Genomic DNA, 22,306 nt, shown 5'->3' with positions numbered 1-22,306 from the left:
GCGCGCGGGCGCCTTGCATCCAGCCCCTTGGCCCGGCAACGCGATCCCCGGAAATAGTGTGAACTGGCCCTAAGCCTGCGGAACTGACAGCATTCCGAAAGCTTCGCCGAGGCAACATCGCGGACCTTGAACAGATCGACGGAGACACCCCATGTTTGCAGACACCCCCGACGAACTCGCAGCGACCTCCCCGATGGCCCGGCGCCGCATCCTCCAGGCCGGCGGCRCCCTCGGCCTCGCCGGCCTGATGCCGCGCCTGGCGTCGGCCCAGGGCGGCTGGCCGAGCAAGTCGGTGCGTTTCGTGGTGCCCTTCGCGCCCGGCGGCAGCTCGGAGATCGTGGCCCGGTCGACCGCGGCCGAGCTCTCCAACACGCTGGGCCAGAGCGTCTACGTGGACAACAAGCCCGGCGCCGCCGGCAACATCGCGATGGCGGAGGTGGCGCGCAGCGACGACCAGCACACGATCATCCTCGGCCACATCGGCACGCTGGCCGTCAACCCCTTCATCTTCGACAAGCTGCCGTACGACGCCAACAAGGACTTCAAGCCGGTCAGCCTGCTGGCCAAGGTGCCCAGCCTCTACGTGGTCCATCCGGACGTGCCGGCGAAGAACCTCAGAGAGTTCATCGCCTATGCGAAATCAAAGCCCGGCAAGCTGAGCTATGGCTCGGCCGGCAACGGCAGCGCCGGCCACCTGGCCTTCGAGTACCTGAAAGTCACCTCGGGGGTCTTCATGCTGCACGTGCCCTACCGCGGCACCGGACCGATGCTGACCGACCTGCTGTCGGGCCGGCTCGACGCCTCGGCGATCGGGGCGGCGGCCATCATCCCCTTCATCAAGTCGGGCAAGGTGCGCTGCATCGCCACCGGCTCGGCCAAGCGCCTGCCGCAGTTGCCGGACGTTCCGACGGTCGCCGAACAGGGCTATCCCGGCTTCGAGATGACCCAGTGGTACGGCATGCTCGCGCCGGCCAGCATGGCGCCCGCCAACGTGGCGAAGCTGTCGGCCGAAACCATGAAGGCGGTGCGCTCTCCGGCCGCCATGGAACGGCTGCGCGGCGACGCGGCCGAGGCCATCGGCGGCACCCCGGATCAGTTCGCGCAGTTCATCGCGGCGGAGCAGGCACGCTGGAAGACGGTGATCGCACGGGCCAACATCAAGCCCGACTGAAGCGCGTCGCTCTACCATCGGGCGATGCGCATCCTGCTGGCCGAAGACGAACACACGCTGGGCACCTGGCTCTGCAAGGCGCTCGAGCATTCCGGCATCCAGGTCGAGTGGGTGGACGATGGCCGTCTTGCCGACCGCGCCCTGCAAGACCACGACCATGACGCGCTGGTGCTCGACCTGGGGCTGCCCGGCCTCGACGGCCACGAGGTGCTGCAGCGCCTGCGAGAACGGGACCAGCGGCTGCCGACGCTGATCCTCACGGCGCGCGACTCGCTGAGCGAGCGCGTCGAACTGCTGAACGCCGGCGCCGACGACTTTCTCGCCAAGCCCTTCGCGCTGGCCGAACTCGAGGCCCGCCTGCATGCGCTGGTGCGGCGGGCCCGGGGCGTCGAGCATCCCCGGCTCGCCTGCGGGCCGCTGGTCTACGACGGAACGCGCCGGCAGTTCCTGCTCGACGGCGAGTTGCTCGCGCTGTCTCCACGCGAACTGTCCGTGCTGCGCGTGCTGGCCCAGCGCAGCGGCGAGCCCTTGTCCAAGCAGCAGATCCTCGACCGCGTGTTCTCGGACGACGACAACGTGCATCCCGAGGCGGTGGAGGTGTTCGTGCACCGCCTGCGCAAGCGGCTCGACGGCAGCGGGGTTCGCATCACGACACTGCGCGGACTGGGCTACGCCCTGGAGGCCGGCTGATTGACCGCCCTGCCGCGCCCATTCGGAGCTGCCGCGGACTGGGCCCGGCGTGCGAGCTTGCGGCAGCGCCTTGCGCTGCTGCTGCTTCCGCTGCTGCTGCTGGTGACCTGCGTCGAGCTCTGGATGACCCGGCACGACGCGCTCGAGGCCGCCAATGCGGCCTACGACCGGTCGGTGCTCGGCGCGCTGAAGTCGATCGACGCCAACATCTCGACGGCCTCGGGCGGCCTGGCCGTCGAACTGCCGTACACCCTGTTCGAATTCTTCGAGCTGACCGCCAGCGGCCAGGTCTACTTCCGCGTCGCGACCTCCGACGGCCTGGTCGAACTGGGCAGCGCGGACCTGCCCGAGCCGCAGGCCGCCCTGGTGCCCGGGGTTCCCGTGTTCTACGACGCGAGCTACTTCGGCGAATCGGTCCGCTTTGCCGCCTACCGCCGCGACCTCGATCGCGCACCGGCGGGAAGCCAGGGGCGCAGCGTGCTGATCCAGGTCGGCGAAAGCACGCGCTCCCGGCAGGAGTTCACTTCGCGCTTCGTTCGCCGTGCGGCGCTTCGCGACGGCCTGGTGCTGGCGCTGCTCCTGTTGAGCACGGCGGTGGCCCTGGCGGCCGCATTGCGGCCGCTGACCCGGCTCGCCCGCGAGGTGCAGGCGCGCAAGGCCGACGACCTGACCCGCATCGACGAATCCGATCTTCCGGCGGACATCCGACCGCTGGTCGCCGCGGTCAACCAGCAGATGTCCCGGACCCAGGACCTGGTGGCCCAGCAGCGCCAGTTCCTCGACGACGCGTCGCATCAGCTCCGCACCCACCTGACGACGCTCCAGATGCAGGTCGACTATGCCCGGCGCGAACAGGACCCGGCCAAAGTCGGCGCCGCCCTCGAGGCCCTCGGCACGGAGATCGGTCGCGTCACGCGCAGCACCCAGCAGCTGCTCGCCCTGGGGCGCAGCGACACCGTGTCGCTGGCCTTCGCGGAAGTCGACCTGGCGGCCTTGCTGCGCGAGGTCGCGGTCGATCTGCTGGCGCTCGCACGCGCCAAGCACATCGACCTCGGCATCCACCCGCCGGCCATGGCGCTGCGGGCGGTCGCCGATGCGGGCCTGCTGCGCGAGGCGCTGGGCAACCTCGTGGTCAACGCCATCGCCTACACGCCGGCCCACGGCACCATCACCCTCTTCGCCGGCAAGGAGCCGCGGGGATGGCGGATCACCGTCGAGGACAACGGACCGGGCCTGAGCGACGAGGAATGCGCGGCGCTGGGCCGGCGCTTCGTCCGGGGCGCGCGGGCGAGAAAGGGCGGATCGGGGCTGGGACTGGCGATCGCGCGATCGATTGCGCAACGACACCAGGGCGATCTCGAACTCAGGGCGCGCGAGGACGGCCAGGGCCTGCATGCCACGCTCTGGTGGCCGGTTCGCAGCGCCTGACGCCGTCGATTGCCGGAGATCCGCCCCCCATGCCCACGCCCGCATTCACTCGCCGCCAAGCGCTGGGCATGCTGCCTGCCGCGCTTTTGCCGGCTGCCTGCATCGCGGCCGGCGCGGCAGACGATCCGAGCCTCGCGCCGGCGGAGTGCGTGATTCCCGCGAAGGCCGGCGGCGGCTTCGACCTGACCTGCGCCCTGGCGCGGGACGGCTTGCAGGTGGTTCGGCCAAGCCGCCCGCCGCTGGGCCAGCGCTTCCTTCCCGGCGGCATCGGGGCGCTGGCCTTCGACCGCATCGCCACGGGCCGGATGGGCGGCCCGTCGATCCTGGTGGCCTTCTCGAGCGGCTCCCTGCTCAACATCGCCCAAGGCCGCTTCGGCCCCCACTCGGCCTCCGCGGCGCGATGGATCGCCGCCCTCGGCACCGACTACGGCGTGATCGCGGTTCATCGCGACTCACCCTACAGGTCGCTCCAGGAAGTGATTGCCGCCTTGCAGCAAGAACCCTCGCGCCTCGTGTTCGGCGCCGGCGGCACGGTGGGGAGCCAGGACTGGGTGAAGGCCGCGTTGCTGCTCCGGGCGGCCGGTCGCGATCACAAGTCGATGCGCTTCGTCTCGTTCGAGGGCGGCGGCGACGCCTTGAGCGCGCTGCAGGGCAAGCATGTCGACGTCTTTCCCGGCGATGCGGCCGAAGCGCTGCAGGCGATCGCGGGCGGCGCGGCCATCCGGATCCTGGCGGTCCTCAGCGATGCGCCGCTGGGCGGCGAGCTGGCCGGAATACCGACCGCCCGGGCGCAGAAGGTGGACCTGGTGTGGCCGACCCTGCGCGGCGTGTACATGAGCGCCGAGGTGGCCGAAGCGGCGGTTCGCGCATGGACCGAGGCCTTCCGCGACGCCATGGCGGCGCCGAGCTACCCGGCCCTGCGCGAACGCCATCGCCTGTACCCTTTCTCGCTGACCGGCGCCGCGCTGGAGGACCACGTGCGGGACCGCATCGCGCACTACCAGGCCGTGGCGGCCGATCTGGGCCTGCGCCGCTGGACGCGCTAGCGGCATTCATGCTTCGTTCACGCTCGTCGCAAAGAATTGCAGCTTTTTTCGCCCGCCCCTGTGCATCCCATGTCCCGACCCACCTGGGTTCGAAACTGCGCCTTCCTGTGGGGCTCTGTCGTGTTCATGCCGGTAGGCCTCAACTACCTCGGCGCGACCCTGCTCATCCTCGCGCTCCTGGCCGGCGGCGAACTGCGCGAGCGCCTCGACCGATGGCGCACCCATCCCCTGCGGTGGGCCATCCTGGCCTTCGTGCTGTGGACGCTGGCCGTCCTCGCGCTGGGCCCGCGCTATGCCGGAACGCCGGTGGAGCTGGGGCACGGCTTCCGGATCGCGGCCACGATCGCCCTGCCGATCCTGCTGTCGACCGAGGAAGCCGCCTGGGGCCTGCGCGGCTTCTTCATCGGCGCCTTGCTGGCGCTGCTGGCGATGCTGCTGACCCGCGCCTTCGGACTGCCCGGTCTGGCGATCTGGCACAACGTCACGACCATGAAGGGCAACAAGTCGATCAACGATGCCTTGCTGTTCGCCCTGATCGGCGCCTTGGCGGCCACCTGGGGCCTGGCGCTCCCGGCCGCCGCGCCGCAGCGGGCCGTCGGACTGGCCGCCGCCTTCGCCGCGACCCTGGGCTGCGCCCTGATCGTCACGCTGGCACTGCCTTCGCGCACCTCGTTGATCGCCTTGTTCCTCGCCGTGCTCGGTGCCTGCGTGCACCAATGGCGCCTTCGGCTGCGAGCGCTCGCGTTCTCGCTCAGCGTCGTGGTGATCGCCGCCGGCGGCCTGATCTCGCAAGCACCGTCGGCCCAGGAGAAGTTCAAGCTCGGCGTGCAGGAGATCGAAGCGGCGCAGGCGGGCGCGGTGTCGGAAGGCAGCTGGGTGGTGCGCTTCTACATGTACCGGGAAACGACGCGCATGATGCTCGAACGGCCCTGGACCGGCTGGGGCGTCGGCAGCTGGACCAGCGAATGGCAGCGGCGCGCGCCGAGCCTGCTGCACGACTACAACATGCCGCACAACGACTTCCTTTGGATGGGCTCGCAAACCGGCGTGCCGGGGCTTCTGGCGCTGGCGCTCGTCTTCGCCACCGGCCTTCGCATGGCCTGGCGGCGATCCGACCTGACCGGCCGGCTGGCCTTCGTCGCGCTGCTGACGCTGCTGGTGGCGATCAGCGTCAACTCGGCCACCCGCGATGCGGCCATCGGGCTCAGTCTGCCGTGGATCGTTTTCCTGTTCCTGCGGCTGGTGCGCGGGCCGGAAGGCGCCTGGCGCGCGGTCGTCCCGAAGGCTTGCATGAAACTGAGGCAGGGCGTTAGGATGCCGGCTCCCTGAACACCCCCCAATACCCCCGCCATCCGGCGGCGCGCCCGCTCGTTCAGGTTTCTGACAGGTGGAGCGCGTAGCATGCACCAATGTTGACCCACCGCCTTCTTCGACGTCTCGCCAGGCTTTGCCCTTGGTGGTGCACGTTGCTTGTGGCGTTGAGCGCCGCCCAGCCTTTCCTCTCGGTGCGCTTCGACGACGACGGCCTCGTCCCGCAGCAGCAGCTCAGCGTCCGCTCCGTCGGCGAGACCGCCCGGTTCCAGCCGGACGACGACGCCAAGGCACCGATGGCGCTCGAGGTCACGCTCTTCGTCCCCGCCGGCGCCAGCATCGACTCGCCGCTGGCCTTCCTGAGCGGCCTCGCCGCTTTCCTCGGCCTGGTGCTGCTGATGGCGCCGCTGGCCGTATGGCCCGGCCGCCGAGTCTCGCCCTTATCGCGCACGCCGGCCTTCAAGGTACCGACGGCAAGCGGCGCACCGCCGCGCACCGCGCTCTGGCGAAGTCGTCCGCCAGAGACGGCTCCCCCACGCTGATCTTCATCGAGACGGGGCGCCGAGGCGCCAGCCGTGCAACGGAGCGCTGCTCCCGAGGCACATCCCAACGTGTTCATGAATCATCAGATGGATCAAGTTAGATACAGCGGCGCAACGCCGCTTGCGGCCGAGCGACCGGTCTCTCCCGCGGTGCTGGCGCTGCTGCTCGCCGTGCTGGCAGTGGTCTGGTTCGGCTCCCTGTCCAACCGTTCGTTGATCAGTCCCGACGAGGGCCGCTATGCCAGCCTCGCCTGGGAGATGCTTCGCAGCGGCGACTTCGTCACGCCGCGCCTGAACGGCCTGCTCTATTTCGAGAAGCCTCCTCTGCAGTACTGGGTCAGCGCCCTGTTCCTGCAGCTGTTCGGCCTGAACGACTTCGCCGCCCGCCTGTGGCCCGCGCTCGCCGGTTTCCTCACGGTGCTGGTGGTCGGCGCGACCGCCTGGCGGCTCTGGGGCAAGGAGACCGGCATCCGCAGCCTGGCCGTCGCCGCGTCGATGACCTGGGTCTTCGGCAACGCCCATTTCCTGACCCTCGATGCCAGCCTGACGCTGTTCCTCACGACCGCCTTGTGCGCCGTGCTGATCGCGGAGAACGTCGCCGCCACGCCGACGCAGCGCAGGAACTGGATCTGGCTCGCGTGGGCCGCGATGGCCGGCGCAGTGTTGAGCAAGGGGCTGGTCGGGCTGCTGATTCCTGGCGCGACGCTGCTGCTGACCTGTCTCTGGCGCCGCGACTTCGGTCCCTGGCGCAGGATGCACTGGGTCTCGGGCCTGCTGATCTTCCTGCTGCTGGCCGCGCCGTGGTTCGTGCTGGTCTCGATGCGCAATCCGAGCTTTGCCCAGTTCTTCTTCATCCATGAGCATTTCGCGCGCTACCTGACGAAGGTGCACCAGCGCGAAGGCGCCTGGTGGTATTACCTCCCGCTGCTGGTCGGCGGGATGCTGCCCTGGACCAGCGCCCTGCCCTGGCTGTGGCCCCGGCGAACCGAGGACGGGCCGCCACGACGCATCGCGCCGGCCGACATCCTCTTCGTCCACTCGCTCTTCGTGCTGCTGTTCTTCAGCGCCAGCGGTTCGAAACTGCCTTCCTACATCCTGCCGATGTTCCCGGCACTGGCGCTGCTCATCGGACTGCGGCTCCAGCAGGCCAGCCCGCGCGTGCTGCGCCGCCACCTGCTGGTGCCGATCCTGGCCTGGACCGTGGCTCTGATCGCCTCGACACAGAGCGCCCGGGTGGCATCCTATTCGACGCCGGCCGAGATCTTCACCCAGCTCGGCGCCGGGATCCGCTGGGGCGCCGCGGTCTTCCTGGCGTTCGCGGCCTTCGCATGGTGGGCCCTGCGGCGGCGCGGCGTCACGCTGGCCGTTGCGAGCCTGGCGCTCGGCCATATCATCGGGATGGCGATCGTGATGGCGTCCCACAACCCGTTCGGGCAGCTCAAGAGTTCGGCGCCATTCGTGTCGGCCATGGAACCGGTGCTGCGGTCCGGGGCGCCCGTGTTCGCGGTCGGCATCTATGATCAGACGCTGCCCTTCTACCTGCGACGCGACGTCACGCTGGTGAACTACCAGGACGAGTTCGCCATGGGACAGGTGTTGGAGCCCGGCCGCTCGATCGAGTCGCTCGACGAATTCGCGAGCCGCTGGCAGGCGCTGCCGCAGGCGGCCGCCTACATGGACTTTCCAAGCTTCCTGGCCCTGCGCCAGCGCGACATTCCGATGCGTGTCATTTATCAGGATCAACGACGAGTGGTGGTGGCGAGACAATGAAGATCATCGATTTTGCATGGGTGCTGAGCGGTGTCCTGCTCAACGCCGCAGCCCAGTTGCTGCTGAAGGCCGGGGCGCGCAGCGTCGGCGAGATATCCATGTCCGACGGCAGTGCCGCGCTCTGGCGCAGTGCGACCGGACTGGCGCAGCACCCCGGCATCCTCGGCGGCCTGGCCTGCTACGCGATCAGCGTGGTGGTCTGGATCGTCGCCCTGTCTCGGGTCGAAGTGAGCATCGCCTACCCGATGCTCTCGATCGGCTATGTCGTCAATGCAGCGCTCGCGTGGTGGCTGTTCGGCGAACAGGTCAACGCCCAGCGCTGGCTCGGCATCGCGGTCATCGTGGTCGGCGTGGTCCTGGTGGCGCGCAGCGGGAGCACGCAATGAGCGCAGCGCCCTTCCTTCCCTTCACCCGTCCGTCGATCGACGAGCGCACCGTCGCCGAGGTGTCCGAGGTGCTCCGCTCCGGCTGGCTCACCACCGGCCCGAAGTGCCAGGCGCTCGAGGCCGCCCTGTCCAGCCGCTTCGACGGCCGGCCCGTGCGCCTGGTGAACTCCGGCACCGCCTCCCTCGAGCTGGCGCTGCGCCTGTGCGGCATCGGCCCGGGCGACCAGGTCATCACTACGCCGCTGAGCTGGGTCGCGACGGCCAACGTGGTGCTGGCGGTCGGCGCCACGCCGGTGTTCGTCGATGTCGACGCACGCACCCGCAACATCGACCTCGACCGCGTCGAGGCCGCCATCACGCCGCGCACGCGCGCGCTGCTGCCGGTCGACCTGGCCGGCCTGCCCGTCGACCGGGCACGGCTCAATCGCCTGGCCGCAACCCATGGACTGCGCGTCGTCGAGGATGCCGCGCAGTCCTTCGGCGCGCAGTGGGACGGGCGGGCGATCGGCAGCTTCGGCGACCTGGTGTCCTTCAGCTTCCATGCCAACAAGAACATGACCTCGGGCGAGGGCGGCTGCCTGGTGCTGAACGACGATGACGAGGCGCAGCGCTTCGAGCGGCTGCGCCTGCAGGGCGTCGTGCGGCTGCCCGGCGGCGGCATGGAGGTGGAAGCCTGGGGCGCCAAGGCCAACATGACCGACATCGCGGCGGCGATCGGCCTCGGACAGTTGCGCAGCATCGATGCCTTCAACGCCAGCCGGCGTCGGCTGGCGCAGCGCTATTTCAAGCGCTGGGACCGGTCGCTCGGCTTCGAGTTGCCCCCCGAAGACCCGGAGCTGAACGGCAACTGGCACATGTTCCAACCCCTGCTGCCGCGCGAGCTGGCACCCGCGCGCGCCGATTTCCTGGCCGCCATGAAAGAGCGCGGCATCGGCGTCGGCGTGCACTATCCCGCGATGCACCTGTTCTCGCTGTTCCGGGCCATGGGTTTCGCCCGCGGCGATTTCCCGGTGGCCGAGGACATCGGCGAACGCACGGTCACGCTGCCGCTCTTTCCTGCCATGACGGACGCCGATGTCGACCGCGTCTGCGACAGCGTCGCCGAAGTGACGGCCCAACTGAGGGGAGTGCGGCCATGACGGTACTGAAGGCGGTTTCCATCCTCGACGACGAGACCGAAGCCCGCAGCGACGCACCCGAGCTGAGCGTCGTGATTCCGGTCTACAACGAGGAGCAGGGGCTGGCGGCGCTGTTCGATCGCCTCTATCCGGCGCTCGATGCGCTCGGGCTCAGCTACGAGGTGATCTTCATCAACGACGGCAGCCGGGACCGCTCCGCCGCGCTGCTGGCGGCGCAGTTCGAGCGCCGCCCCGACGTCACGCGGGTGATTCTCTTCAACGGCAACTTCGGCCAGCACCGGGCGATCCTGGCGGGCTTCGAGCACTGCCAGGGCGAGCGCATCGTCACCCTCGATGCCGACCTGCAGAATCCGCCGGAAGACATCCAACTGCTGCTGGACGCGATGGACCGCGGGCACGACTGCGTCGGATCGATCCGGCGCGATCGCCAGGATTCGGCCTGGCGGCGCTGGGCGTCGCGTGCCATGAACCGCCTGCGCCATCGGCTCACGGGCATCGTGATGACCGACCATGGCTCGATGCTGCGCGCCTACAGCCGCAACGTGGTGCAGCTGATCAACCAGTGCAACGAGATGAACACCTTCATTCCCGCGCTGGCGCTGCAGTTCTCGCGCAATCCGGCCGAGGTCGTGGTCGGCCACGAGGAGCGGCATGCGGGCGAGTCGAAGTACTCCTTCTACAGCCTGGTGCGCCTCAACTTCGACCTGGTGACCGGCTTCTCGCTGCTGCCGCTGCAGGCCTTCTCGCTGCTCGGCATCGCGGTGTCGATGCTGTCCGCGCTGCTGTTCGTGATCCTGGCGGCACGCCGGATCGTGCTGGGGCCCGAGGAAGGCGGCGTCTTCACGCTGTTCGCGCTGCTGTTCCTGCTGATGGGGCTGGCCCTGTTCGGCATCGGCCTGCTGGGCGAGTACATCGGGCGCATCTACCAGGAGGTGCGGGCGCGGCCGCGCTATGTCATCAACGCCGTGCTGGAGCGCAAGCGCCCATGAAAGCCATCGTCTTCGCCTACCACGACGTCGGCGTGCGCTGCCTCCGGGTGCTGCTGGACGCCGGTGTCGACGTGCCGCTGGTGGTCACCCACGCCGACGCGGCCGGCGAGGCCATCTGGTTCGCCAGCGTGGCCGAGGTGGCGGCATCGCACGGCCTGCGCTGCGTGACGCCGGCCGACCCGCATCTGCCGGAGCTGCTGGCCGAAGCGAAGGCGTCGGCCCCCGACTTCCTGTTCTCGTTCTACTACCGCCAGATGCTCAAGGCGCCGTGGCTGCAGCTGCCGCGCCGCGGCGCCTACAACATGCACGGCTCGCTGCTGCCGCAGTACCGCGGGCGGGCGCCGGTGAACTGGGCCGTCATCGAGGGCGCGAAACAGACCGGCGCCACCCTGCATCGCATGAACGAGAAGCCCGACAACGGCGCCATCGTCGATCAATGCGCGGTGCCGATCCTGATCGACGACACCGCGCACGATGTGTTCGGCAAGGTCGTCGTCGCGGCCGAGATCACGCTGGCGCGAAGCCTGCCGGGGCTGCTGGCGGGGACCGCCGTCGAGCGGCCGCAGGACCTCTCCCAAGGCCGGTATTTCGGCGGCCGCAAGCCGGAGGACGGATCGATCCCGCCGACGGCGAACGCCATGCAGATCCACAACCTGGTGCGCGCCCTCGCGCCGCCCTACTATCCCGGCGCCTTCTGCCGCGTCGGCGGACAGCGCATCCGGATCGACCGGACCCGGTTCGCCGAACGGCCGCGGCGAGAGACCGCCCCGGGCCTGCGCCTGGCGAGCGAGGCCGGCGCGCTCTGGCTGCTGGCAGCGGACGGCAGCGCGCTCGAAGTGCTGGCCGCACAGGGCGATGCCGGCGCGATCGACGCGGCCGGTTTCGAACGCCTCTTCGGCGCGCGCTGCGTGCCGGCCGACACCTGATTCATTCCCAAACCACGGATTGCCCCATCATGCTCAAAGTCCTCATCCTCGGCGTCAACGGCTTCATCGGCCACCACCTCACGCGCCATATCCTCGAAACCACCGACTGGCACGTCTACGGCATGGACATGCAGACGGATCGCGTCACGCCGTGGCTCGGCGACCCGCGCTTCCATTTCTTCGAAGGCGACATCACGATCAACAAGGAATGGATCGAATACCACGTGAAGAAGTGCGATGTCGTCCTTCCGCTGGTGGCGATCGCGACCCCGGCGACCTACGTGAAGCAGCCGCTGCGCGTCTTCGAGCTCGACTTCGAGGCCAACCTGCCGATCGTGCGGCAGTGCCTCAAGTACGGCAAGCGGGTGGTGTTCCCCTCGACCAGCGAGGTCTACGGCATGTGCACCGACGAGGCCTTCGATCCCGAGGAGTCGAACCTGGTCTACGGGCCGATCAACAAGCCGCGCTGGATCTACGCCGCCGCGAAGCAACTCATGGACCGCGTGATCCACGCCTACGGCCTGCAGGAAGGCCTGCGCTACACGCTGTTCCGTCCGTTCAACTGGATCGGGCCGGGCCTGGACAGCCTGCACACGCCGAAGGAGGGCTCGAGCCGCGTGATCACCCAGTTCCTTGGCCACATCGTGCGCGGCGAGCCGATCCGGCTGGTCGACGGCGGCAGCCAGCAACGGGCCTTCACCTACGTGGACGACGGCATCGCCGCGCTGGTCAAGATCATCGCCAACGAGGGCGGCGTGGCCGACTCGAAGATCTACAACATCGGCAACCCGGTCAACAACCACTCGATCCGCGCGCTGGCCGAGATGATGCTCGCGCTGGCGCGCACGCTGCCCGAGTACCGCGAGGCCGCCGAGAAGGTGCGCCTGGTCGATGTCTCGTCGGCCGACTACTACGGCCGCGGCTACCAGGACGTGTCCCACCGGGTGCCCGACATCCGCGCGACCATGAAGGACCTGGACTGGAGCCCGCAAGTCGGCATGCAGGAAGCCCTGGCCAGTCTGTTCGCCTACTACCGGGACGAGGTCGAGGCGGCCGCGGACCTGGCGCTTTGAGGCGATGGCGCGCATCGCACTGAAGGTCGACGTCGACACCCTGCGCGGCACCCGCGAAGGCGTACCCCGGCTTCTGGCGCTGCTGCAGCGCAGCGGCGCGCGGGCCAGCTTCCTGTTCAGCCTCGGCCCGGACCACACCGGCAGGGCCATCCTGCGCGTGTTCCGCCCCGGCTTCCTGCAAAAGGTGGCGCGCACCTCGGTGCTCGAGCACTACGGGCTGCGCACCCTGCTGTACGGCAGCCTGCTGCCGGGGCCCGACATCGGCCGGCGCGAGGCCTCGACCTTGCGCGCGGTACGCGATGCCGGCTTCGAGGTCGGCGTGCATTGCTGGGACCACATCGACTGGCAGGACCACCTGATGCGGCGCGACCCCGCCTGGACCACGCGCGAGATGCAGCGCGCGGTGGAACGGCACACGCAGATCTTCGGTGCCGCCCCGCGGCTGCATGGCGCGGCCGGATGGCAGTTCAATGCGGCGGCGGCGCAAGCCGAGACCGAACTCGGCATCGACGTGGCGTCGGATACGCGAGGCACGGGGCCTTTCGTCCCGGTGGCCGACGACGGACGTGCCATCGGGCCGCCGCAGTGGCCGACCACGCTGCCCACGCTCGACGAACTGATCGGCATCGACGATCTCGATGCGCAGAATGTCCATGCCCATGTGCTGGAGCTCACGGCCGGGTGCGAGCGCGATCAGGTCTACACGCTGCACGCAGAACTCGAGGGCATGAAGCTCATGCCCGTCTTCGAGCGCCTGCTGAAGGGCTGGCAGGCCCAGGGACACCAGCTTGTCACGCTGGGCGACCTCGCCGCGTCGACCGACCCCGCGACCCTGCCGCGCCACCGCTTGGTCCAGGGCGAAGTGGCGGGACGCTCGGGATTGCTGGCCGTGCAGGGGCCGGCCTGGTCTTCGCAGCGTGCAGCGGAACACGCAGGCGGCGAGCCGGGGAGCCCAGCACGCACTCGATGACGCCGCGCGTCTTCCAATGCGCTCGGATTGCCTTCATGATGGAACCCTAGAGTTCCCCGAGGGGCTCGTTGCGGCTGCGGTCCGGAGCGAAGGAGTGCGACCATGCGTCTGTCTTCAGAAACTCGACAACCGGCCGGCGCCCGACACGTCCGGTCGGGCCGCGCCTTCGCCGATGCCTGCCGCTGGGCGGTCACGGTCGCCGTCGGCTTCGCGGCTTGCGAGGCCTGGGCCCAGTGCGTGCCGCCGTCGCCCCTGTCTGCCTGCACACCGGTGCCGCTCATCCCCCCGGGCGCGAGGCCCGAGACCGGCGCCTACTTCGGCAATCAGCACCAGTCGGGCGTTCTCTTCGTGAACAGCCTGGACGACCGCCAGGGCGGCTGGGGCTGGCAGCCCCAGGGCACCGGCCTGCAGCCAGCGAAAGGCCCCATCGACCTGCGCGTCGGCGGCACCGGCGATCAGACCCATGGCGACACCGGCAGCTTCGACATCGACAGCAAGGCGGCCTTCGTGCAAGGCACGGCAACACTGGCCCACTGGTCACCGTTCGGCGGCGCCGACAACATGCACATCGGCGCCATGTTCGGCTACGGCGCCACGCGCAGCGATTCGCAGAGCGTCGCGTACGGCCTCCAGTCGCAAGGAAGAACCAGCGGATTCAGCCTGGGCGCCTTCGGTACCTGGTACCAGAACGATCAAACCCGCAGTGGCTGGTACAGCGACCTCTGGGGCCAGTACGCCTGGTTCTCCAACCGCGTCGACACCCTGCTGGGGGAACGGGTCGACTACAACTCGCACGCGAGCATCCTGTCGGCGGAAGGAGGCTATGTCATGCGGTGGCAGGACAGCGCTTGGTCGCTGATCCCGCAAGGCCAGTTCGTCTACGACCACAACCACACCTACAACGTGACCCAGCTGGATGGCCTGGAGGTCGACGGCGCCCACCGCGGCGGGTGGCTGTCCAGGCTGGGCGTGCGCGCCGAACGCGAATCCTTCGGCTGGGGGGGCGCCGTGGTGCGGCCGTTCGCGGCCGTGAACTGGTGGCACGACGCCCTCGGCGACGAGGTGATCACCAACAACGTCTCGACCAAGTACCTCTACCCCGCGGACCGCTTCGAGCTCAAGGCGGGCATCGACGCCAGGTTCCAGAGGGGCTGGACGGCCTGGGGTACCCTGGGTTGGCAGACGGGCAAGCAGTCCTATCAGGCCTGGGCGGTCCAGGCAGGGACGCGAATCGTCTGGGACTGAGCTCGCTTCCCGGAGCCGCCTCTGCTGGGAAGCACGCCACAGGAAAGAGCCGAGATCGCGAGCTGGAACTGGCGCGTCGAGTTCTCCAGCGGGCGGCCTGCATGTCCGCCGTGGACCTACGCCCTGGGCACGTCCAGCTTCACCTTCGTCGGGCCGATCTCCCCGACTTCCGCCCATGCCTTGGCGTCGAAGCGGAACTCGGCGACGGCACACGTGGGCATGTCGACGATCTCGTTCGACAGCTGGTGCGCGAGCTCGGTGAACTCGGGGTTGTGGCCGAACAGCATCACGCAATTCAGCTTGTCATCCAATGTGCGAATGACGGCGAGCAAGGTGTCGGGGCTGCTGGCGTAGAGGCGTTCATCGACGACGATGTCCTTGCGCCGACAGTGGATCTCGTCGGCGATGAGTTGCGCCGTCGCCAGCGCTCGCAGTGCCGGGCTCGACACGAGCAGATCGGGCTTCGGCCCGCGCTTGCCGAGGCGCTTGCCCATGGTGGGCGCGTCGTGGCGGCCCCGATCGTCCAAGGGTCGCAGCCGATCGGGCAAAGACGGATCGTCGCGACTCGATTTCGCATGCCGCACGAGGATCAAGGTTTTCACGATCGTGTGAAAAAGGCACTAAAGATCCGCCAGTATGCCAGTCGAAGTGGCTTCCGCCGCCAGCTTGCCGCCCCGGGCTGTAGAGCGCGGCCTCCAGAAACAGGATCAGGGCGAGGGCCCGCGTGCGCGCCGAGCCCTTTTCAGCAGGTTGATGGGCACTCGTGCGGCATTCGCTGCTGCAATCTTGATCTGATCGGCAAACGGGCTCTGCCCGACCTCTGCCGGCGACCAGCCGCAACGACGCAACATGTAGTTGAACGCATGCGCGCTCGTCAACATGTCGGACTTCTGCGTGCGAAAAGTGAACGCCAGGGAGATGGAGAGTTCGGAGTCTGTGTGGACCCTATGGGGGGCGATGAAGGGGTGATGGACACCGAGCCCAGGCTTCAGATCGAAGGTCTTCGCTTTCGATTCGAACGAGGGCAGATAGGGCGGCCGCCTGGTGTTGAAGGGCGAGAGCAGACGGTCCTTTTCTGCCGAACTCATGATCTCGTCGTCGCTGGGGTCCCAAAGCGCCACCTGTTTTTCCCCTCGCACCTGAAGCAGAAAATTCATCTCGCGGTCCATGTGGTAGGGCGTGATCGAGTCCTGCGTGGAGATGAAGAAGTACGTCGAGTACCAGGTGATCACCGGATCGAACTCGTCGATCGCCGCGGCGATCTCGGCCAACAGCCCTTCCAGCAAGGGGCGGTAGACAGCATCGCGTTCCGGGTTGTAGATGCAGATGAAGGCCCTCGATTGCTCGAAGCTTTCCAGCACGTCGTCCAGGACAAGGCCCTGGCCGTAACGCGTATAGGACGCGTCGAAGTCGGCGTCGCCGGGTATCACGCCGACGCGATACTTCACCTCGTCGCGCGGCAGACGCCGGCAGAGCGCAAACAGTTCCGGCAGCGAGAATCTGGGATGGTCGGCCAGGCGATGGCTCACCAGGAACGGTCGCCGGTTGTATGACGACCGGACGGTGTCGGGATCGAACTCGATCAGATGCTGCGTTTTTTGCCGCCCCCGAGCAGCCAGGGTGGCAGCGACTTCCCTCGAGACGAATTCACCCAGCATGGTCAACTCTCCGTATCGATGCGGTGCCTCCGCGCACGCCGCGCATCTGTCATGCGTCTGTCATGCTTCGCAGGGGTCACAAGTTGACACATTGTCGTGACCAAGTCAAGCGCCGAGACGGCCCAGCGCGCTGCGTGCGGCCGATGATATCGACCCGGGACCCGCGTGGACCGGCGCCCTTGCCGCACCGGTCGCTCCGGCCCCTTGACCAAGGAGCGACATGAGCGGCTTTTCATTGCTTGCGGTCTTCGGCGGTGCCGGCTGCGGTGCCTTGCTGCGCTGGTGGCTGGGTGGCTGGCTGAACCCGTTGTTCCCGACGATTCCGCTGGGCACCCTGGCCGCCAATCTCATCGGCGGCTTGCTGGTCGGTGTCGCGAGCGCCTTCTTCTCTCACAACAGCGGCCTCGCGCCTGAATGGCGGCTCCTGATCATCACCGGCTTCATGGGCGGCCTGACGACCTTCTCCACATTCTCGATCGAGGTCGTGACGTTGATCGGCCGGCACCAGCACTGGTGGGCCCTGGGGGCCGCGAGCGTGCACCTCGCCGGCTCGCTGATCCTCACCGGGATCGGCATCCTGATCGCGAATGCGCTCTTCGTCAGGGTCTAGAGACCCGGCAGGCGATGCTGTCCCAACCCGTGATTCGAGCCGAAGGAGGACACCGTGAAAGGCATCTACCTCAAGTTCTACGTCCAGGAAAACCGCCGTCACCACGGCATCCTCGCCTATGAATGGCTGCTCCGGGAAGCCCGGAAGCTGGGCATCCACGGCGGCTCGGCCTTTCGGGCCATCGCCGGCTACGGCCGCCATGGCAAGCTGCACGAGGAGCACTTCTTCGAGCTGGCCGGCGATGTCCCGGTGGAGGTCGGGTTTGCGCTGAGCGAGGATGAGGCCCAGCGCTTTCTCGCCCACCTGGACGGCGAGAAGCTCGAGCTTTTCTACGTCAAGCTGCCACTGGAGATGGGGTTTGTCGGGTCGGCCGCATCGAGCGATGGCTGATCGGCTCCGTGGCACGGCAGGTGTTCGCCTGCGCACACTGAAGGAGACGCACCATGTTCAGAAAGATCCTGCTGGCGTACGACGGAACCCAAAGCTCGGAAATCGCGTTCGGGCGCGCGATGGAAGCCGCTCGGGAGGCCCATGCGCCCCTTCACGTGGTGGCCGTGGCGTGGTCCGCCGAGGTCGAGACGCATGCCTCCCTCGACCAGGCCCGTGCGCAGTGCTGGGCCTATCTGGCGCCGCTGCGCGACAGGGGCGCGGATGCACGGGTCGACGTCGAACTGGAAGTCGTGGAGGGAAACTGTTCCGAACAGATCGTCGCGGCCGCGGATCGATTCGGCGCCGACCTGATCGTCATCGGCCACCGCAAGCGCGCGCTGCTGCGTCGTCTGGCCGAGACGTCCCTGGCCAAGCGCGTCATCGATCTCGCGCATTGCTGCGTGCTGGTCGCCGGTTGAGCGCCGTCCGGAACAAGCCAAGGGAACGCCACGCCTGAGCGCGTGACTCGAGCAGGATCGCAAGCCTGGTACGGTTGGCGCCGAATGAACACCGACAGCCCATTCCGACATGATCCAGGAACCGTGCTGGTCGCGATCCAGTTCGCGCTGATCACCGTCCTGGCGCTGCTCGCAGCACCTGAATTCCTCGGCGTTCACGCACCTGCAGGGGCCTGGGGACTGGCGGTGCTGGGCGTGCTGCTGGGACTCTGGTCGCTCGCCTGCAATCGGCCAGGAAACTTCAATATCCGGCCGACGCCGCGCGCGGGCGGACAGCTGGTGCAAAGCGGTCCCTACCGCTGGATCCGCCATCCGATGTACACCGCGGTCATGGCCTGCGGGCTGGCCTGTGCCTGGGCCGCCAGCTCCGTCTGGGGCTGGATCAGCGTTGCAGCGCTGGCGATCGTGCTCGGCGTCAAGGCCGAGGTGGAGGAGCGCTGGCTGCTGGTGGCGCATCCAGGCTACGCGGCCTACCGCACTCGGACACGCAGATTCCTGCCGGGCATTTTCTGACCCTCACCCTGCTCCGGCGGCAGCTTCCCGGCACGCACGTTGACCTGGATCGCCGGCAGGATCAAGGTCGGGACCTCGAGCGTGGCATCGCGGGCCTGCCGCATGGCCGGACCTGAGGACTACGCCGTACTCGCCCGGCGCCCCCGTTCGATCGATCGCTCGCCGCCAGCGCCGGCCGCAGCCGAAGCGATCGCCTCGGCCAGGAACTGCGCATCCCGCGCAACGCCCGAGAAGCGCCCCGAGCCCCAGGTATGCAGCCACGGCAACCCGAGGAAGTAGAGACCCGGCTGCCCGGTCACGCCGCGCAGGTGCACCGGCTCGCCGCGCCCGTTGAACACCGGTGCATCGACCCAGCCGAAGTCGGGCAGAAAGCCGATGCACCAGACCACGCTGGCGATGCCCGATGCACGAAGGCTCAGCCGGGTGCGCTCCTGCTCGGGCTGCCAGACCGGCACATAAGGCTCTCCCGGCGGCGCGTCGATGCCCCGGCTCGCGATGAACTTGTCGATCGAGGCGTTGATGCCGTTGAAGATGCGGTCCGCATGGTCGAGGTTCTCGCGCAGGTTCGGCTGGAACTCGAGCTCGTCGCCGTCGAGGCCGGTCATCAGGCCGTACAACGCCATGCCTTCCACGGCGAAGCGCCGCAGGTCGATGTCGCGGCCGCCATCGCGGCCCGTCACGTAGTGGTTGGTGTTGTCTCGCACGCCTTCGCGCAGCGGATGCTGGGTCACGGGCATGTCGTAGTAGTCCATGTCCGCCAGCCAGTCGACCACATCCTTGCCGCGGTAGAAGCGCGCGCAGCGCGGCGCATTGCCGGTGGCGAGATAGACCTTGCGCCCGGCCAGGTGCAGGTCTTCGGCGATCTGCGCGCCCGACTGGCCACAGCCGACCACCAGCACGGCCCCTTCGGGCAGCTGGTCGGGATTTCGATACTGGGCGGAGTGGTACTGCACGATCGAGCCCGGCAGCTTCTCGGCCATTCGCGGCACCACCGGCTTGTGGTAGCCGCCCGAGGCCACGACCACCTGGTCGGCGGTGAAGCTGCCGGCGCTGGTCTGCACCGTGTAGCGCTCGGCATCGCCGGCGCGCGACACCTTCTCGACGGTCACGCCTTCGATCGCCGGCGCCTGCACCTGCTCGACGAAGCCGGCGAGCCAGTGGTTGATCTGGTCCTTGACCATGAAGCCGTGCGGATCGTCGCCCTGGTAGGACCAGCCGGGCAGATTGCATTGCCAGTTGGGCGTGACCAGGCAGAAGGAATCCCAGCGCTGGGTGCGCCAGCTGTGAACCAGCGTGCGCTTCTCGATCACCAGGTGGTCGATGCCGCGCCGTTGCAGGCAATGGCTCATCGACAGGCCGGCCTGGCCGCCGCCGACGATGATGACGCTGTAGTGGGTGGTCTTGGGGAGCATGGTGAACTTTCGGAAGGGAACTGGGGAGGTGGTCAGTCGAAGGCCACGACCGTGACCTCGGCGTCGGGCCGGTCAGCGAAGCCGCCGGCGATGTGCTCGATCTCGGCCAGCTGGTCCATGGCCTGCGAGCAGGCGAAGCCGAACTTGGCGCGGACTCGCTCCGACGCGATGGCTAGCGCCTCGCGGGTGCGCTGCAGAAAATCGTCCAGGGCATAGGTCTGGCCCGGACGCAGATAGTCCTGGACCACGAGGGATGGCGAATAGCAGCGCGTCTCGCGCTGGTCGGGCCAGCGAACGCTGAAGTGCATGACGGGCATGGGTTTTCTTGCGCCTTTCGGTGTCGATTCAGAAGGTGATGGGCTGGGCCTGCGAACGCGATGCGCGCAAGCCCTGGCGATAGAGGAGCGCATGCCGCTGTGCGGACGCCGACCAGTCGAACTGATGCCCCAGGCGTTCGGCCGAACGGGCGATCTGGTCGCTGTCGCGGGTGTCGATCGCCCGCCCCAGCGCACCTGCGATCGACGCCGGGTCATGCGGGTCCGCCCACTGGCAATCGGCGTCGCCCAGGTGTTCGGTGAACGGCGCGATGCGCGAGACCATCACCGGCACGCCACTGGCCAGCGCCTCGAGCACCACCAGGCCGAAACCCTCGACCAGCGACGGCATCGCCACGACATCGGCCAGCCGGTAGAGGCCAGGCATGTCGTCGTCGGCCAGCGGTCCGGTGAGCACGATGGGCTGGCCCGGGCCGATGTCCAGGCCGCTCGCCTGTGCCAGCGCCTTGAAGTCGAGCGTGTAGCGGGCATGGTCCAGCAGGCTCGCGCCGCCGGCGACGACCAGCTGGGCATGAGGACGCTCGGCGCGCAGCCGCACGAAGGCCCGCAGCAGCCGCAGCGTGTTCTTGCGCTCCTCGACGCCGCCGACCGCCAGCACCACCGGTGCTGCGCTGCGGATGCCGAGCCGACGACCCAGCGCCGCGTCGTCGAGCCGGCCCACGGCGCTGAAGCGCGTGCGGTCCACGCCATTGCAGATCTCCGATGCGCTGACGCCATGCTGCTGCGCCAGGATGTCGCGCCACATCCGGCTGGCGCAGAACACCTGGCTCGCGCGCCGGAATCCCCGCGACTGCCAGGCCATCAGCTGCGGCGAAGCGAAGACTTCCAGGTGATGCACCGTGCGAACGAAGCCATGGACGAGGCCCGCATCCACGAGGTCGGCGAGCGCATTGCCGCCGATCGGGTCGTGGGCGTGCAGCACGTCGAAGCGCGTGCCCTCGAGCTGCTTCTCGAGGTGGCGCCTGAAGGCCTCGATGCGCGTGCCGACCATCTCGACCATGTCCTTCGGCACGCCGCGCACCGGCACCAGCTGCGTGGCGCAACGCACCGGCCGGAAGAAGCGCTGGCCCGGCGCCGCCGGCGCCATCACGGTCACGTCGTGCCCGGCGTCGTGCAGCGCATGGGCCAGCTCGATCGTGTGAACCACGCCACCGCGCGGATTGACCGAGTGGGTCAGCAGCCCGATCTTGAGCGGACCTCGATCCGAAACGTCATTCATGCACACCCTGCGCAACGGCAGCCTCGCGGATGAAGACATCGTCGTTCAGGTCCCACAGCAGTTCACGCGCGTTGCCTCGGCGCAGCACGAGCTGGCGCGAGTCGTCGACCTGCCCCACCACGGCGCAGGCGATGTCGCGCGCGGCAAAGCGGCGCCTCACCTCGCCGACGTTCGAAGTCCGCACGCTCATGACGAAGCCGAAACTCGGGAAGGCACCGAGCCATCGCGGCAAGGGCGCCCCGGACGGCCGAGGGATGGCATCGACATCGATGGCCGCGCCGACGCCCGAGCATTCGAGCAGCATCAAGGCGGTGCCGACTGCGCCGGCCATGCTGATGTCCTTGGCCGCGTCGCAGAGGCCGTCCTCGGCCAGCTGCGGCAGCAGTTCGAGGTCGCCGCGCAGGCGCTGCGCCGGTGCCGTGGTGGAGGCATTCCAGTACGGAAAGGGCTCCTCGTAGGCGCCGCGCAGGTCGACCGCCATCAGCAGGCTGTCGCCGGGCCGCGCATCGAAACTGGTCAGCAAACGCTTCGCCCGGCCGAGAATGGCGACCGCCAGTTGCGGCCGCTCGCTCCGGTTGTTGCTGTGGCCGCCGACGATCGGCACGCCGTAGCGGCCGGCTGCCGCGGCCATGCCCATGAGCAACTGCTCCGCCGGGTCCATGCCCGCGCTCCACAGCGCGTTGACCACGGCAGTGGGCCGGCCGCCCATGGCGTAGATGTCGCTGACGTTGACCATCACCCCGCAATAGCCGGCGAACCACGGCATGCGGACGATGAAGTCCTCGACCAGGCCTTCGATCGCGAACAGCAGGTAGCCGCCCTGGCCGTCGGGCAGCGCCGCGCAGTCGTCGCCGATCGGCACCGCCTGGGAGAGGTCCGCGCCGCCGTTCGGCAGCGCCCGGCCCAAGGCCGAGACGACGTCGCTGATGTCGCGCTTGTGGGCAAAGCCGCGACTGGACCGCAATGCGGCGGCCATCTCGGCGAGT

General features: G+C 68.6%; 24 protein-coding genes and 1 pseudogene. 19 read left to right on the top strand and 6 right to left on the bottom strand.

Features of this window, described 5'->3' with window-relative positions:
- Positions 1–151: 151 nt before the first annotated feature.
- The 15 genes and pseudogenes from AC1D2E_RS14145 to AC1D2E_RS14075 all read left to right on the top strand — a co-directional run.
- The gene (locus AC1D2E_RS14145; RefSeq protein WP_478197976.1) at positions 152–1,171 is read left to right on the top strand and encodes a Bug family tripartite tricarboxylate transporter substrate binding protein; all 1,020 of its coding nucleotides are present in this window, start codon (positions 152–154) and stop codon (positions 1,169–1,171) included.
- A gap of 24 nt (positions 1,172–1,195) precedes the next feature.
- Positions 1,196–1,861, top strand: a complete 666-nt coding sequence (locus AC1D2E_RS14140) for a response regulator (RefSeq protein WP_478197975.1) — start codon at positions 1,196–1,198, stop codon at positions 1,859–1,861.
- 9 nt (positions 1,862–1,870) lie between these two features.
- Positions 1,871–3,289, top strand: a complete 1,419-nt coding sequence (locus tag AC1D2E_RS14135; protein ID WP_478197979.1) for a sensor histidine kinase — start codon at positions 1,871–1,873, stop codon at positions 3,287–3,289.
- Positions 3,290–3,318: 29 nt separating this feature from the next.
- Positions 3,319–4,335, top strand: a complete 1,017-nt coding sequence (locus AC1D2E_RS14130; RefSeq protein WP_478197974.1) for a Bug family tripartite tricarboxylate transporter substrate binding protein — start codon at positions 3,319–3,321, stop codon at positions 4,333–4,335.
- A gap of 69 nt (positions 4,336–4,404) precedes the next feature.
- Positions 4,405–5,664, top strand: coding sequence for an O-antigen ligase family protein (locus AC1D2E_RS14125; RefSeq protein ID WP_478197973.1), 1,260 nt, complete (start codon positions 4,405–4,407; stop codon positions 5,662–5,664).
- A gap of 149 nt (positions 5,665–5,813) precedes the next feature.
- Entirely contained in the window at positions 5,814–6,188 is a 375-nt protein-coding gene (locus tag AC1D2E_RS14120; RefSeq protein ID WP_478197972.1) for a hypothetical protein, read from the top strand.
- A gap of 75 nt (positions 6,189–6,263) precedes the next feature.
- Positions 6,264–7,958 carry a phospholipid carrier-dependent glycosyltransferase gene (locus AC1D2E_RS14115; protein WP_478197971.1) on the top strand — a complete coding sequence of 565 codons (1,695 nt, stop codon included), beginning with the start codon at positions 6,264–6,266 and terminating at the stop codon, positions 7,956–7,958.
- Positions 7,955–8,344: an SMR family transporter gene (locus AC1D2E_RS14110; protein ID WP_478113769.1), complete on the top strand. Its 390-nt coding sequence runs from the start codon at positions 7,955–7,957 to the stop codon at positions 8,342–8,344. Before AC1D2E_RS14115 ends, AC1D2E_RS14110 begins: the two co-directional genes overlap by 4 nt.
- On the top strand, positions 8,341–9,483 hold the full coding sequence (locus AC1D2E_RS14105; protein ID WP_478197970.1) for a DegT/DnrJ/EryC1/StrS family aminotransferase: 1,143 nt from the start codon (positions 8,341–8,343) through the stop codon (positions 9,481–9,483). Before AC1D2E_RS14110 ends, AC1D2E_RS14105 begins: the two co-directional genes overlap by 4 nt.
- The gene (locus tag AC1D2E_RS14100) at positions 9,480–10,472 is read left to right on the top strand and encodes a glycosyltransferase (RefSeq protein ID WP_478173545.1); all 993 of its coding nucleotides are present in this window, start codon (positions 9,480–9,482) and stop codon (positions 10,470–10,472) included. The genes AC1D2E_RS14105 and AC1D2E_RS14100 overlap by 4 nt, the downstream gene beginning before the upstream one ends.
- Positions 10,469–11,398: a formyltransferase gene (locus AC1D2E_RS14095; RefSeq protein ID WP_478197969.1), complete on the top strand. Its 930-nt coding sequence runs from the start codon at positions 10,469–10,471 to the stop codon at positions 11,396–11,398. The genes AC1D2E_RS14100 and AC1D2E_RS14095 overlap by 4 nt, the downstream gene beginning before the upstream one ends.
- A 29-nt stretch (positions 11,399–11,427) precedes the next feature.
- Positions 11,428–12,471, top strand: a complete 1,044-nt coding sequence (locus AC1D2E_RS14090; protein ID WP_478197968.1) for a bifunctional UDP-4-keto-pentose/UDP-xylose synthase — start codon at positions 11,428–11,430, stop codon at positions 12,469–12,471.
- A gap of 4 nt (positions 12,472–12,475) precedes the next feature.
- On the top strand, positions 12,476–13,441 hold the full coding sequence (locus tag AC1D2E_RS14085; RefSeq protein ID WP_478197967.1) for a polysaccharide deacetylase family protein: 966 nt from the start codon (positions 12,476–12,478) through the stop codon (positions 13,439–13,441).
- 102 nt (positions 13,442–13,543) lie between these two features.
- Positions 13,544–14,686 carry an autotransporter outer membrane beta-barrel domain-containing protein gene (locus AC1D2E_RS14080; RefSeq protein WP_478197966.1) on the top strand — a complete coding sequence of 381 codons (1,143 nt, stop codon included), beginning with the start codon at positions 13,544–13,546 and terminating at the stop codon, positions 14,684–14,686.
- A pseudogene (locus AC1D2E_RS14075) lies at positions 14,687–14,770 on the top strand (glutathione S-transferase); the annotation flags it as partial.
- Positions 14,771–14,802: 32 nt separating this feature from the next.
- Here the strand turns inward: AC1D2E_RS14075 and AC1D2E_RS14070 are convergent.
- Both AC1D2E_RS14070 and AC1D2E_RS14065 read right to left on the bottom strand, forming a co-directional pair.
- Positions 14,803–15,288 carry a SixA phosphatase family protein gene (locus AC1D2E_RS14070; RefSeq protein WP_478197965.1) on the bottom strand — a complete coding sequence of 162 codons (486 nt, stop codon included), beginning with the start codon at positions 15,286–15,288 and terminating at the stop codon, positions 14,803–14,805.
- Between the two features lie 105 nt (positions 15,289–15,393).
- The gene (locus AC1D2E_RS14065; RefSeq protein WP_478197964.1) at positions 15,394–16,344 is read right to left on the bottom strand and encodes a cupin-like domain-containing protein; all 951 of its coding nucleotides are present in this window, start codon (positions 16,342–16,344) and stop codon (positions 15,394–15,396) included.
- A 220-nt stretch (positions 16,345–16,564) separates the two neighbouring features.
- Here AC1D2E_RS14065 and crcB point away from each other — a divergent pair, with 220 nt between their 5' ends.
- The 4 genes from crcB to AC1D2E_RS14045 all read left to right on the top strand — a co-directional run bounded on the left by crcB (position 16,565) and on the right by AC1D2E_RS14045 (position 18,354).
- On the top strand, positions 16,565–16,954 hold the full coding sequence (crcB, locus tag AC1D2E_RS14060) for a fluoride efflux transporter CrcB (RefSeq protein ID WP_478197963.1): 390 nt from the start codon (positions 16,565–16,567) through the stop codon (positions 16,952–16,954).
- A 54-nt stretch (positions 16,955–17,008) separates the two neighbouring features.
- A complete protein-coding gene (locus tag AC1D2E_RS14055) occupies positions 17,009–17,344 on the top strand; it encodes a DUF190 domain-containing protein (RefSeq protein ID WP_478197962.1) in 336 nt (111 codons plus the stop codon).
- A gap of 53 nt (positions 17,345–17,397) precedes the next feature.
- Positions 17,398–17,802, top strand: a complete 405-nt coding sequence (locus AC1D2E_RS14050; protein WP_478197961.1) for a universal stress protein — start codon at positions 17,398–17,400, stop codon at positions 17,800–17,802.
- Between the two features lie 84 nt (positions 17,803–17,886).
- Complete coding sequence (locus AC1D2E_RS14045; RefSeq protein WP_478197960.1) at positions 17,887–18,354, top strand: methyltransferase family protein; 468 nt, start codon at positions 17,887–17,889, stop codon at positions 18,352–18,354.
- Positions 18,355–18,473: 119 nt separating this feature from the next.
- Here AC1D2E_RS14045 and AC1D2E_RS14040 read toward each other — a convergent pair whose 3' ends face one another.
- From AC1D2E_RS14040 to AC1D2E_RS14025, 4 genes are read right to left on the bottom strand one after another with little or no spacing between them, the layout of a single operon-like run.
- A complete protein-coding gene (locus AC1D2E_RS14040; protein WP_478197959.1) occupies positions 18,474–19,766 on the bottom strand; it encodes an MSMEG_0569 family flavin-dependent oxidoreductase in 1,293 nt (430 codons plus the stop codon).
- Between the two features lie 32 nt (positions 19,767–19,798).
- Positions 19,799–20,083 (bottom strand): MSMEG_0570 family nitrogen starvation response protein, encoded by a 285-nt coding sequence (locus AC1D2E_RS14035; RefSeq protein ID WP_478197958.1) that lies wholly within the window; start codon positions 20,081–20,083, stop codon positions 19,799–19,801.
- A gap of 28 nt (positions 20,084–20,111) precedes the next feature.
- Positions 20,112–21,320 (bottom strand): MSMEG_0565 family glycosyltransferase, encoded by a 1,209-nt coding sequence (locus AC1D2E_RS14030; RefSeq protein ID WP_478197957.1) that lies wholly within the window; start codon positions 21,318–21,320, stop codon positions 20,112–20,114.
- Entirely contained in the window at positions 21,313–22,296 is a 984-nt protein-coding gene (locus tag AC1D2E_RS14025; protein WP_478197978.1) for a sll0787 family AIR synthase-like protein, read from the bottom strand. Before AC1D2E_RS14025 ends, AC1D2E_RS14030 begins: the two co-directional genes overlap by 8 nt.
- Positions 22,297–22,306: the final 10 nt, after the last annotated feature.

The organism is Variovorax sp. P1_H2 (assembly GCF_056405295.1).
Note: the sequence above shows the minus strand (reverse complement) of the source record. Positions and strands in the feature narration are given on the sequence as shown.

Excerpts from the sequence above, each read along its gene's own strand:
- AC1D2E_RS14140 (WP_478197975.1), top strand. The coding sequence starts at position 1,196 with ATGCGCATCCTGCTGGCCGAAGACGAACACACGCTGGGCACCTGGCTC.
- AC1D2E_RS14130 (WP_478197974.1), top strand. The coding sequence starts at position 3,319 with ATGCCCACGCCCGCATTCACTCGCCGCCAAGCGCTGGGCATGCTGCCT.
- AC1D2E_RS14125 (WP_478197973.1), top strand. The coding sequence starts at position 4,405 with ATGTCCCGACCCACCTGGGTTCGAAACTGCGCCTTCCTGTGGGGCTCT.
- AC1D2E_RS14115 (WP_478197971.1), top strand. The coding sequence starts at position 6,264 with ATGAATCATCAGATGGATCAAGTTAGATACAGCGGCGCAACGCCGCTT.
- AC1D2E_RS14110 (WP_478113769.1), top strand. The coding sequence starts at position 7,955 with ATGAAGATCATCGATTTTGCATGGGTGCTGAGCGGTGTCCTGCTCAAC.
- AC1D2E_RS14105 (WP_478197970.1), top strand. The coding sequence starts at position 8,341 with ATGAGCGCAGCGCCCTTCCTTCCCTTCACCCGTCCGTCGATCGACGAG.
- AC1D2E_RS14100 (WP_478173545.1), top strand. The coding sequence starts at position 9,480 with ATGACGGTACTGAAGGCGGTTTCCATCCTCGACGACGAGACCGAAGCC.
- AC1D2E_RS14095 (WP_478197969.1), top strand. The coding sequence starts at position 10,469 with ATGAAAGCCATCGTCTTCGCCTACCACGACGTCGGCGTGCGCTGCCTC.
- AC1D2E_RS14090 (WP_478197968.1), top strand. The coding sequence starts at position 11,428 with ATGCTCAAAGTCCTCATCCTCGGCGTCAACGGCTTCATCGGCCACCAC.
- AC1D2E_RS14085 (WP_478197967.1), top strand. The coding sequence starts at position 12,476 with ATGGCGCGCATCGCACTGAAGGTCGACGTCGACACCCTGCGCGGCACC.
- AC1D2E_RS14080 (WP_478197966.1), top strand. The coding sequence starts at position 13,544 with ATGCGTCTGTCTTCAGAAACTCGACAACCGGCCGGCGCCCGACACGTC.
- AC1D2E_RS14065 (WP_478197964.1), bottom strand. The coding sequence starts at position 16,344 with ATGCTGGGTGAATTCGTCTCGAGGGAAGTCGCTGCCACCCTGGCTGCT.
- crcB (WP_478197963.1), top strand. The coding sequence starts at position 16,565 with ATGAGCGGCTTTTCATTGCTTGCGGTCTTCGGCGGTGCCGGCTGCGGT.
- AC1D2E_RS14050 (WP_478197961.1), top strand. The coding sequence starts at position 17,398 with ATGTTCAGAAAGATCCTGCTGGCGTACGACGGAACCCAAAGCTCGGAA.
- AC1D2E_RS14045 (WP_478197960.1), top strand. The coding sequence starts at position 17,887 with ATGAACACCGACAGCCCATTCCGACATGATCCAGGAACCGTGCTGGTC.
- AC1D2E_RS14040 (WP_478197959.1), bottom strand. The coding sequence starts at position 19,766 with ATGCTCCCCAAGACCACCCACTACAGCGTCATCATCGTCGGCGGCGGC.
- AC1D2E_RS14035 (WP_478197958.1), bottom strand. The coding sequence starts at position 20,083 with ATGCCCGTCATGCACTTCAGCGTTCGCTGGCCCGACCAGCGCGAGACG.
- AC1D2E_RS14030 (WP_478197957.1), bottom strand. The coding sequence starts at position 21,320 with ATGAATGACGTTTCGGATCGAGGTCCGCTCAAGATCGGGCTGCTGACC.
- AC1D2E_RS14025 (WP_478197978.1), bottom strand. The coding sequence starts at position 22,296 with ATGGCCGCCGCATTGCGGTCCAGTCGCGGCTTTGCCCACAAGCGCGAC.